Here is a 10831-nt window from a genome sequence, read left to right as displayed (position 1 = left end):
CCGCCGCACGGAGCGCACGGCCGGCCGCTGAGCCGACGCCAGAAGTGGGCGTCGTACAAGGCTTCCCCCTACTTCCCGGCGACCGTCCTGCTTCTCATCCTCGCGGCCGCCGCCGGGCTCTTCGCCGGCTCGTACACGTACGCGATGGCCAACCCGACCCCGCACCAGATCCCGACCGCCGTGGTCAGCCTCCAGGAGACGGCCCGCGGCAGGGCGTTCGTCACCGCGATGGACGAGGCGCTCGACACCTCTCTGCACGTCCACCGGTACGACACCGGCGCCGAGGCGCGCGAGGCACTGGAGGAACAGGAGGTCTTCGCGATCGTGCGGCTCCACAGGGCGGGGGTGTCACTCGATGTGGCCGGCGCCTCAGGAGCCGCCGTCGCGCAGCTGCTCACCGAGTCCGCGGTGAAGGTGGGGGACAGGCTCGGCGTCCCCGTCTCCGTGACGGACGTCAAACCGCTCCAGAAGGGCGACCCGCGCGGACTCGCGCTCTTCTACATCTCGCTCGCCGCCGTCATCGTCGGCTTCGTCGGCTCCATCCAGCTGAGCGTGCACGCCAGCGCCCTGCTGCCCCTGGAACGGATCGCGTTCACGATCGCCTACTCGATGCTCGGCGCGTTCTCCATCGCCGCGGTGGTGGACTGGTGGCTGGGCGCCGTCGATCTGCCGTTCTTCGAGTCCTGGCTGATCCTGGCGTTCACGATGTTCACCTCGGGCATGGTCTTCACCATGTTCAACACCCTGATGGGGCGCTGGGCCATGCTCCCGACCTGGGGAGTGATGGTGCTCCTGGGGAACCCGTCCTCCGGCGGAGCCGTGTCCTGGCCGCTGCTGCCCTCGCTGCTGGGACACATCGGGCGCTGGCTGCCCCCGGGTGCCTCCGTCAACGCCCAGCACACCGCCGTCTACTACCAGGGGCATCAGCGGATCTTCCCGTTCCTGGTGCTCGCGGCGTGGTCGCTGGTCTCCTGCACCGTCTTCTGGGTATGGCGCCACCGGCACCCGGGAGGCCGCGACCACATGCCTCAGCATGCGGCCGCGGCCACCTGAACCACTCCCGGACGTCGTGACTACAGCTCCTGGATCCGGATGTCCCGGTAGGAGATCACGTCCGAGGTGCTGTGGACCTGGAGCCCGATGTAGCCGGAGGCGTACCGCCGGCCGTCGGTGCCCGGGTCGTCGGCCCGCGGCGGCTCGAAGAGCTGACCGCCGTTGTTGTCGAACTCATTGAGCAGAACACCGTTGCGGTAGATCGAGTAGTGCTGGTCCACCACCCGGATCTCGTAGTCGTTCCAGGTGCCCTTGGGAGTGACCCCGGCGCCACCGAGACCCACCCGGTCGAACCCGTAGACGGAACCGGTCTTGTACATGTCGCCGTCCGGCCGGTCGTTGATCTGGATCTCATGGCCGTACTTGATGGCGACCCACTCCGGATTCGACTCCTCCGGGTTGTCGTGGACGTTCGGGAACCGCACGAACACACCGCCGTTGGCGTTGCCCGTGCCGGGGGCGTCGTCCCGCCACTGGAGCTTCAGCGAGAAGTCCCCGTACTGCCGGCCCGGGAACCACAGCATGCCCATGCCGTCCACCGTGGTGGAGCTGTTGAGCGAGCCGTCCGCCTCGTTGAGCGAGAACCGCCCGCCGCCGACCTGCTGCCACTTGGCGAAGGAGGCGGCCGTGCCGTCGAAGAGCTTGTGATAGCCCTCGTCCTGGCCCGGCTTGCCGATCCCGGACTGCTTGGCCGCCTTGTAGATCTTCTTGTGCTCGCGGGCGTCGACCACCCCGGCGGTGAGCAGCTGGTCGAGGACCTTGTCGACGTGCTTGAGGAACAGCGCCTGCGACGACCAGTCCTTCTCGTCCTCGATCAGCTCATTGATCGTGCAGCGGTTGCCGGTGATGCGGTTGGGGACCCCGGTGTCGACGGTGCCCACGATGACGGTGAGCCGCTCGTCGAACTCCGGGCAGTTCGGCGCCGGTACGCCGCCGCTCTTCGCGACGGTGAACGACGTCTGCTTCGCCCCGGACGTGTTGCCCGCCTTGTCCGTGGCCCGGTGGGCGACGGTGTGGTAGCCGACGCGGTCGACGATGACCGTGGCGGTGTAGGCGAGGTAGGGGCCGCCGTCGAGGGAGTACTCGACCTTGTCCACCCCGGTGCCGGCATCGGTCGCGGTGACCGTCACCTTGGCGCTGGTGAGGTAGGCGCCGTCCGAGTTCTTGTCGCCCTCGACCTTCGCGGAGGTCTCCGGCGGCGTGGTGTCCTCGGTCGGCGGCTCGACGACGGTGAACTCCACCGCCTTCTCGGCAGCGGCGTTGCCCGCCTTGTCGGTGGCGCGGTAGCGGACCTTCTGCGCCCCCACCTCGTGCACCATCACCGGACCCGTGTACGGCTGCCAGGCGCCGTCGGCCCCGACCGCGTACTCGATGGTGTTGACGCCGGACCCGGTGTCGGAGGCGGTCACGGTGACCGTCGCCATGCCCAGGTACCGCCCCTGGCCGTCCTTCTCGCCGGAGACGGTCGCCGAGGTCTCCGGCGCCGTCGTGTCGTCCGTCGGCGGTGCCGCGACGGTGAACTCCGCCGTCTTCGCGGCAGCGGCGTTGCCCGCCTTGTCGGTGGCGCGGTAGCGGATGGTGTGCGCGCCGACCTCGTTCACGACGACGGGCGCGGTGTAGGGCTGCCAGGCGCCGTCGGCCCCGACGGCGTACTCGACGGTGTCGACGCCCGATCCCTCGTCGGTGGCGGCGACGGTGACCGTCGCCTGGCCGATGTAGGCGCCGTCGGCGTTCTTGTCGCCGTCGACCTTCGCCGAGGTCTCGGGTGCGGTGGTGTCCTCACCGCCGCCCCCGTCGGTCACGGTCAGGATGCCCTGCATCGCCTCGTGCCCCGGCATGGTGCAGTGGTAGAAGTACCGGCCGGGGGTGAGCGTGACCTCGGCGGTCTGCTTGCCGCCCCGGTCGTCGCCCGGGTTGGCCAGCAGGTTCAGGGGCACGTCGTTGTTGAACTCCGGGTCCGAGACGCTGAAGGTCAGCGTGTGCGGCATCCCGCTGGTGTTCCCGGTCCCCTCACTGTTCTCGAAGACGATGGTCGCCTTGCCGGCCACCGCCGTCTTCGGCGCGGTCAGATAGTGGTCGATGGGGTTGCCTGCCGTCCAGGTGAGCACCTGGTCGGCCGCCGCGCCCACCGGGGCCGCGGTACGCCCGTAGGCCGCCGTCGAGGTCAGTCCCAGCACCATCAGGAACGACCCCAGCAGGGCGAGCCACAGCCGGGCCGGCCGCGACCGCCTTCGGAAGAAGATCGAACGGTGTCTCACTGCACTGCCGCCTTCCTGGCCAGATCCTTGACGGCCGGGGTCGGTGCGCCGCCCTTGTACGTCACGCGCCACAGCGCGGACTTGGAGTCGGAGGTGAAGAAGCCGCGCCCGTAGTCCAGGACGTACAGCGAACCGTCCGGGGCGAACTTCCAGTCCATCAGGTTGCGGATGCCGTCCGCGCCGACCGGGATGATCTTCTTGAGCGACTCGGCGTGCGTGGGCAGGCCGCCCTTGCCGACCGTCTTCGGGTCGGTGAGCACGGCGTGCCGCGGCTGGGTGTCGTCGTAGAAGTCACCGACGAACCACTTGCCGTCCCAGTAGGAGGGCCACTTGCCGGCGCTGGTGCTCGCCGCGTCGTACCGGTAGACCGGGCCGTTCATCGTGGCCTGGCCGCCGCCCTTGAGCCAGGGCAGGAGTTCCTTCTGGTCCGCCACCTTGTAGCTCGGGATGCCGTTCTTGTCGCGCGGGTAGTCCACGCCGCCGCCCTGCGGCGAGTACCAGATGGTGTTGGACGTGATCGGCGGCAGGTTCACCAGACCGTCGTTGTTCGGCGACTCGTTCTTGGGGTGGTCGCAGTCGTACCAGCCGAGCGGCTTGCTCGGATCGGGCAGATTGCGGTCCCGGTAGGGCTGCTTGTTGCCCATGCAGTACGGCCAGCCGTGGTTGCCCGCCTTGGTGATCGCGGCGAACGTGTCGTACTTGGCCGGACCCCAGGTGGTGCTCGGCGCGCCCGCGTCGGGGCCGACCCAGCCCGCGTACAGCGTGTCGGTCGACTTGTCGATCGAGATCCTCGCCGGGTTGCGCACACCCATCACATAGATCTCGCCACGGGTCTTGCCCCCGCCCTCGTCCGGCTCCTTGCCGGTGAAGAGATTGCCCGCGGGCAGGGTGTAGGTGCCGTCGTCCTCGGGGTGGATCCGCAGGATCTTGCCGTTGAGGTTGTTCGTGTTGCCCGCGGTGCGCCGGGCATCGGCGAACGAGACGCCCTTGTAGTTGGGCTCGGGGTTGTTGCCCGAGTAACCGTCGCTGAATCCGGAGGAGTTGTTGTCACCGGCCGCGATGTACAGGTTGCCCTTGGAGTCCCAGGCCATGCCGCCGCCCGCGTGGCAGCAGCTGTGGATCTGGACCGGCCAGTGCAGCAGCACCTTCTCGGAGGAGAGGTCCAGCTTGTCGGTGGCCAGGTCCATGGTGAACCTGGAGACCTGGCGGACCGCCATCTGCTTGTCGCGGTCGATCTTGTCGTGGGGTGTGTAGTGCAGGTACACCCAGCCGTTCTTCTCGAAGTCAGGGTCGAGTTCGATACCGAGCAGACCCTCCTCGACCTTGACCAGTTCGTCGCCGCCGCCCTTGTTGCCGAAGATCGTCAGCTCTCCGGCGAGGGTGACCTTCTTGGTCTTCGGGTCGTAGACGTGGATCTGGCCCAGACCCTTGCCGACGTTCGGGTCGGCCCAGTCGGTGACGACCGGCACGCTGCTGTCGGCGCCGCCGCGGCCGATGTACAGCACGCGTCCGTCGGGGGCGGTCACCATCCCGTGCGGTTCGCCGATCTGGTCGTTCTGACCGGGCTTGTTGGGCTGAGTGACCCGCTCCGCCGTGTAGTTGGAGGTGATCGTCGCCTTGCAGTCGGCCTGCGAGATCCGGGTCGTCCAGTCGAGCGCGCCGCGCAGGTGGTCACGGAAGTCGGCCTCCGCGAAGCTGTCGACCGTACCGCCCATCGCGGTGTAGAAGGACCGGCCGCCGTCGTAGTCACGGCACCAGGAGACCGGGTGGTCCCAGCCGTTGGCGCCGGCTCCGGGCTTGTAGGTGATCTCCCGGACGCGCGCCACGGTGTGCACGTCGCCGGACGGATTCTTCTTCCAGTTCAGCCACTTGTCGGGACGCTTCCACTCCAGCGGGAGGTTCTTGGTGGCCGGGTGCTGCCGGTCGCCGATCTCCACCGTCGCGCGCTGTACGGAGGTGGGGCTGCCGGCCGCCGGGCGGGCACCGACCAGTCCGGTGAACCAGTCCGAGTACGGCTCGGTCCGCGCCGCGTCATGGATGCCGAGGAAGCCGCCGCCGGCCTCCATGTACGCCTCCAGACCGGCTTCCTGCTCCGGGTCCAGGACGTCGCCGCCGCCGGTCAGGAAGACGACGGCGTTGTACTTGCCGAGCTGCTTGCCGTTGGTGAAGACGGCCGGGTCGTCACTGGCCACGGTCTTGAAGCGGCCCGCCTCCGGACCGGTGAGCCCGATCTTCTCGATCGCCGCTATTCCGGCGTCGACCGTCGGGGACTCCTCGGACGCGGAGGCGTGGAACACCAGCACCTTCACGTTCGCGCCGCCGGGCGGCGTCGGAAGGGACAACGTTGTCGCCATGGACTCGTGCGGTCCGGGATACGGCCTGGCACTGGCGGCATTGCCGCCGAGCAGGGATGCGGTCAGTGCGCCGGCCGCTACGGCCGCCGCAAGTCCGCGTCGCGATCTGGACCTGTGATGTGGTGTGCGCTGCATGTGGTCACCCACCCCTCTTTGGTCACTGCAACAGCGCATGAAGCTAGACCTCTTTTCGCGACTCGCCAATAGCTATGGCAGGAATCGCACGAACTTTGTCCTTAGTGTGGATAAACGAAGATCCCCGGGCTACGGTATGGCCCGTCCCGAGGTCACCCGTGCCCGACGGCGTCGACCGCGATGACCTGCGTGCCTCCGCGCCGCGTGCCGTAGTTGCCTTGGATGTCTCCGCAACACCCGTCCGAAAGTGGGGAGTTCGACATGGATCGACGCAGCTTCAACCGGCGGATTCTGATGGGCGGCGGGGTGGCGGCGGCAACCGGCGTGACATCGTTGTCCCTTGGTGCGATCGAGGCCACCTCGGCCGAGAACCCGCCCCGGACGGCGCCGGCGGGCGGGGTGGTCCGCCACCTCAAGATGTACGCGGAGAAGCTGCCGGACGGCTCGATGGGGTACGGGTTCGAGAAGGGCAAGGCGTCGATCCCCGGTCCCCTCATCGAGATCAACGAGGGCGACACCCTGCACATCGAGTTCGAGAACACGATGGACGTGGCGGCCAGTCTCCACGCGCACGGCGTCGACTACGACATCGCCAGCGACGGCACGCGGATGAACAAGAGCATCGTCGAACCGGGCGACACGCGCACCTACACCTGGCGCACCCATGCCCCGGGCCGGAGGAAGGACGGCACCTGGCAGGCGGGCAGCGCGGGCTACTGGCACTACCACGACCACGTCGTCGGCACCGACCACGGCACGGGCGGCATTCGCAAGGGGCTGTACGGGCCGGTCATCGTCCGGCGCAAGGGCGACATCCTGCCGGACAAGACGATCACGATCGTCTTCAACAACATGCTGATCAACAACAAGCCCGCCGACAAGAGCCCTGACTTCGAAGCCACGGTGGGGGACCGGCTCGAAGTCGTCATGATCACGCACGGCGAGTACTACCACACGTTCCATGTGCACGGTCACCGCTGGGCGGACAACCGTACGGGCCTGCTCACCGGACCCGACGACCCGACCCGGGTCATCGACACGAAGATCGTCGGACCGGCGGACTCCTTCGGCTTCCAGGTCATCGCGGGCGAACACGTGGGCGCGGGCGCGTGGATGTACCACTGCCATGTGCAGAGCCATTCCGACATGGGCATGGCCGGGATGCTGCTGGTCGCCAAGGCCGACGGGACGGTGCCGGGGCACGAGGCGCACTCCATGTCCTCGCACGGCATGAAGTCCCCGGACGCGAAGACCCCGGACGCCAAGACATCGGACGAGGCCGCCTCGCACGACAGCCACTGAAGGGCGGCGGGGCCGTGTCCGCTGCCCCTGCCCCGGCCGTGGGACCGCTCAGGACAAGGCGGTCGGCCCGCGCGGCGGCGGGACGGCCCGGAGCGGCCCCCAGGGGACGGGAGCCGGACGCCCACGCCGCGAGGTGCGGGGTGTCCGGCCGGGGCAGCTCGTACCGCAGGCCGTGGGCGCGGACCGCTTCCCGCCGCGCGGCCCTGATGCTCACGCGGCGTCGTACCAGGGCTTGTTCGCCGCCCAGTGCCTGACCCAGCCGGCAAAGCCCGGTTCACCGGTGGTGAAACCGAATTGCGCACCGAAAGGGGCGGCGCCAACGTCAGTGATCAGCCAGACGTGCCCTCTGTGAGGTCCGGCCACGACGAGATGCCAGTTCATCGCGCACCCGTCCGTGCCGAGCACGATCGAGCCGTGGCCGTATACCTGCTCAAGGATCTCGTCGGCATCGTCGGCCCGGTCCGGGTCTTCCTCCCACATCCATGCCGCCGTCAGCGGGAACGGCTTGCTCAGGACGCGGTCCTGCCCGTCGTCGCCCCAGTCGGCCGGCAGCTCCGCAACCGGTAGCAGTCCGTATTCGGGCGGGCCCGAAAACGAACCGTCCGCTATCTCGGCAACGAAGCTCCGGTACGGCTCGGGCAGCACGATTTCGTGTGCGGACTCGAAGGCGTGGACTGCCTCCCAGCCAAGGGCTGACTCGCCCTTGCTCCGGCCCTCGTCATCGACGTCGAACGCCGCACGAAGCACCGCCAGCTCGGCTTGGACAGCTTGATCAATGTTCATCCGGCATGGATACCACCTCGCTGTGACAAGGCCCCGGATGCGCCGGTGCTCGGGAACGACCCGTGAGGTCGTCAGACACCGGCCCCCGGGGCCGGGCTCCCGGTTTCAGCCTCCGCCTTCGCGCCCGCCGCGAGGCGTTGCTGTTCCTCCTCGACGATCCGGCGGGCCAGCGACCCGTCCGACACGTCCACGGCGTCCGGCGTCGTCTCGGCGACATCGCTGCGCCGTGCGTACGCGTCGAACAGCCGCTCCTTGCGGGCCAGGATGTCCAGCATGCGCTGGTCGACGCTGTCCGCGGCGAGCAGCCGGTGCACCTGGACCGTGCGTATCTGGCCCATCCGATGGGCGCGGGCCACCGCCTGGTGCTCCATCGTCGGCTTGATCTGCGGTTCGCAGAGGATGACGACCGAGGCGGCCTGCATGTTGAGCCCGATCCCGCCGGCCTGGATCTGGCTCAGCAGGACCGCATGGCCGTCCGCCGCGGTGAAGCCGTCGATCAGCTCCTGGCGCCGGGCGGCCGGCAGGCTCCCCGACAGCGGGCCGAACACGCCCTCGCCCAGGGCCTGCCGGACCGTCTCCAGCACCTCACGGAAGTACGAGAACACCACGACCTTCAGTCCGTTGCCCGCGGCCTCCGCGACCAGCTCGCGCAGCCGGTTCAGCTTCGCGGAGGTGGCCGGGCAGGCGTACGCGGCCCGGCGCATCCGCATGAACTGCCCGGTGCCCACCGCCTCGCGGTAGGCCAGCAGATCGGCCGCGCTGAACTCCTCCCACTCGTCGACCAGCACCAGCGCCGGGAGTTCGGTGAGAACGTCCTGCTGGTTGCGGCGCAGATAGGCGGGAGCGACGGCCCGGCGGAATGCCTGCGATCCGGCGGCGCCGTGACCGGTACTGATCGACGGGGCCAGTTCGGGCTGGAGCTGGCGGACGAGGCTGCGGAACTCCTCCACCCGGTTCTCCATCGGCGTACCGGTCAGGAACAGCACCCGCTCGGTCCGCTGCGACCAGCCGGACACCGCACGGGAGCGGCGGGTGGCGGGGTTCTTGACGTAGTGGGCCTCGTCCACCACGAGCATTGCGGGCCGTATGCCGCAGTCGTCCGCGAGGGGCAGCGTGTGCAGGGCGTCGAACGTGGTGAGGGCGACCCCGCCGGCCTCGCGCCACTCCGCGAACGCGCCCTGCCGCTCCGGACCGTGCACGGGCAGTGCGCGCAGCGTGGAGCGGGCCCGGACCTCCCGCGTCCAGTTGATCAGCACGCTCGCCGGACAGACCACCAGGAAGTGGGTCTCGCCCCGGGCCGCGAGATGTGCCAGCGCGGCGATGGCCTGGACGGTCTTGCCGAGCCCCATCTCGTCGCCGAGGATCACCCGCTTCTGCGCGAGCGCGAAGCGGGCCCCGAACGACTGGTAGCCGCGCAACGACACCCGCAGCCGGGCGTCGTCCAGCCGCAGCCCGCGCACCCGGTCCGCGATCCCGGACGGCAGGAACCCCTCGGCCGCGTCCCGGTCGGGTCCGGTGCCGGACATCTCGGCGAGCAGGCTGTAGTACTCGGCGGAGCGGACCTCGAAGTCGACCCAGGCCGCGACCGCGGAGTCCGGATCGCGGAGCAGATCGACCGACACCTGCCCGAACAGCAGCGGGAGTTCACGCTCCGCCGCATCGGCCATCACCGCCCGGGCGGCGGCGACAGCCGCCAGGGCCTGCGCCCGGGCCGGCCGCCGGGTGAAGAGCATCCGCAGCCGCCCCCTCGCGGGCGCCGCCGCGGCCAGCAGCGGATCCAGCCGCTCGGTCACACTGCGCGCGCCGTCCACGGCCCGCCGCACATCCGGCCCTGCCTCGACCAGCCGGTACAACGCGGTGACCAGGGCGGTCGTGGCGTCGTCCGGGGATTCCACGGCTATCCGCACCGTGACCGTGTCCCGTACGGCGTGGGCGATCTGGCCTGCCGCGGCGAGCGCCTGGTCGGCGGTCTGCGCACCGACCCCGGGGATCTGGCGGAGTTCGTAGCGGTTCGCCCCGTGCACCTGCCCGACGGTCGTGAAACCGGCCTGCTCGACCGCGCCGATGCGCAGCCGGCCCTCGGTGACGTCCTTGAGCCGGGACGCCGGGATGGCCGACAGCTCGTCGCGGACGAGCGCGTCGAGCAGGGGGTCCAGCGCGGCACGCACGGCATCGACGGCGCGGCCGTGATCGGCCAGCACCCCGCGTGCGGCGCCCAGCAGCCCCTCGGCCCGCGCGAGCAGCTCACGGGCCGCCCGCCCGGTCGTCGCCCCGCCCTCCGTGGACCCGGCCTCAGTCATGTACGTCCTCTGTCCCCGCGGTCTCACCACCGCTCCGTCCGGCAGCCGACCGGAGCGACTCGTATCGTCCCATGCGCTGCTGACAACCGGGACGGACGCGGCGGCTCAGCGCGCGGGCGACCGCCGTTCCACCGGTGACAGCAGCAGGACCTCCAGGGCGCGGGCGCAGGAGCGTGCCTGTGTCAGGAACCAGTCGGTGCGTGCGTCGGTGATCACCGACGGGGTGGCCCGCACCGCCAGGGCGAAGCGGGCGTGCCCGGCGCCGTCCAGCACCGGCACCGCCAGTGTGCGTACCCCATGGGCCGACTCCCCGTCGTTGACGGCGTAGGTGTCGGAGCGCACCCGGGCCAGTTCCGCCTCCAGGGCCGCCGGTTCGACGATCGTGCGGTCGGTGAACGCGGGCAGCGGAGGCAGCGAGGAGGGACCGCCCTCGCCCGGCCTCGCCCAGGCCAGCAGCACTTTGCCCAGCGCGGTGGAGTGCAGCGGCCTGCGCAGCCCCACCTTGGGAGTCACCGAACCGCCCGCGACGATCACCGCATGAGGCCCGCTGCGCAGCGCCAGGTCGGCGGTCGCGCCCGTGCGCTCGGCGAGATCCGCCAGTTCGGGGGCGGCCAGGTGCAGCCCGCGCCGGTGGTACGAGAGACGG

Annotated in this window: 7 protein-coding genes; 2 read left to right on the top strand and 5 right to left on the bottom strand. The window is 70.0% G+C overall.

The window, feature by feature from the left end; all coding sequences use genetic code 11:
- Positions 1-1053: ABC transporter permease (locus J1C73_RS15325; RefSeq protein ID WP_242644211.1), on the top strand; the 1053-nt coding region annotated here is incomplete at its 5' end.
- A 20-nt stretch (positions 1054-1073) separates the two neighbouring features.
- Here the strand turns inward: J1C73_RS15325 and J1C73_RS15320 are convergent.
- Positions 1074-3311: an OmpL47-type beta-barrel domain-containing protein gene (locus J1C73_RS15320; protein WP_207316862.1), complete on the bottom strand. Its 2238-nt coding sequence runs from the start codon at positions 3309-3311 to the stop codon at positions 1074-1076.
- Positions 3308-5800 carry a ThuA domain-containing protein gene (locus J1C73_RS15315; RefSeq protein ID WP_207316861.1) on the bottom strand — a complete coding sequence of 831 codons (2493 nt, stop codon included), beginning with the start codon at positions 5798-5800 and terminating at the stop codon, positions 3308-3310. Before J1C73_RS15315 ends, J1C73_RS15320 begins: the two co-directional genes overlap by 4 nt.
- Positions 5801-6061: 261 nt before the next feature.
- On the opposite strand from J1C73_RS15315, the gene J1C73_RS15310 reads away from it, so the two are divergent.
- Positions 6062-7102 carry a multicopper oxidase domain-containing protein gene (locus J1C73_RS15310; RefSeq protein ID WP_207316860.1) on the top strand — a complete coding sequence of 347 codons (1041 nt, stop codon included), beginning with the start codon at positions 6062-6064 and terminating at the stop codon, positions 7100-7102.
- Between the two features lie 210 nt (positions 7103-7312).
- Here the strand turns inward: J1C73_RS15310 and J1C73_RS15305 are convergent, their stop codons facing one another.
- The 3 genes from J1C73_RS15305 to J1C73_RS15295 all read right to left on the bottom strand — a co-directional run.
- Positions 7313-7885 (bottom strand): SMI1/KNR4 family protein, encoded by a 573-nt coding sequence (locus J1C73_RS15305; RefSeq protein WP_207316859.1) that lies wholly within the window; start codon positions 7883-7885, stop codon positions 7313-7315.
- Positions 7886-7956: 71 nt separating this feature from the next.
- On the bottom strand, positions 7957-10185 hold the full coding sequence (locus tag J1C73_RS15300) for a DEAD/DEAH box helicase (protein ID WP_207316858.1): 2229 nt from the start codon (positions 10183-10185) through the stop codon (positions 7957-7959).
- 105 nt (positions 10186-10290) lie between these two features.
- Positions 10291-10831 (bottom strand): IclR family transcriptional regulator (locus tag J1C73_RS15295; RefSeq protein WP_207316857.1); only part of this gene is annotated, 541 nt, incomplete at its 5' end.

Origin of the sequence: Streptomyces laculatispora, assembly GCF_017353455.1 — a bacterium.
Taxonomy (GTDB): Bacteria; Actinomycetota; Actinomycetes; order Streptomycetales; family Streptomycetaceae; genus Streptomyces; species Streptomyces laculatispora.
This window is presented reverse-complemented; position numbering and strand designations above follow the sequence as displayed.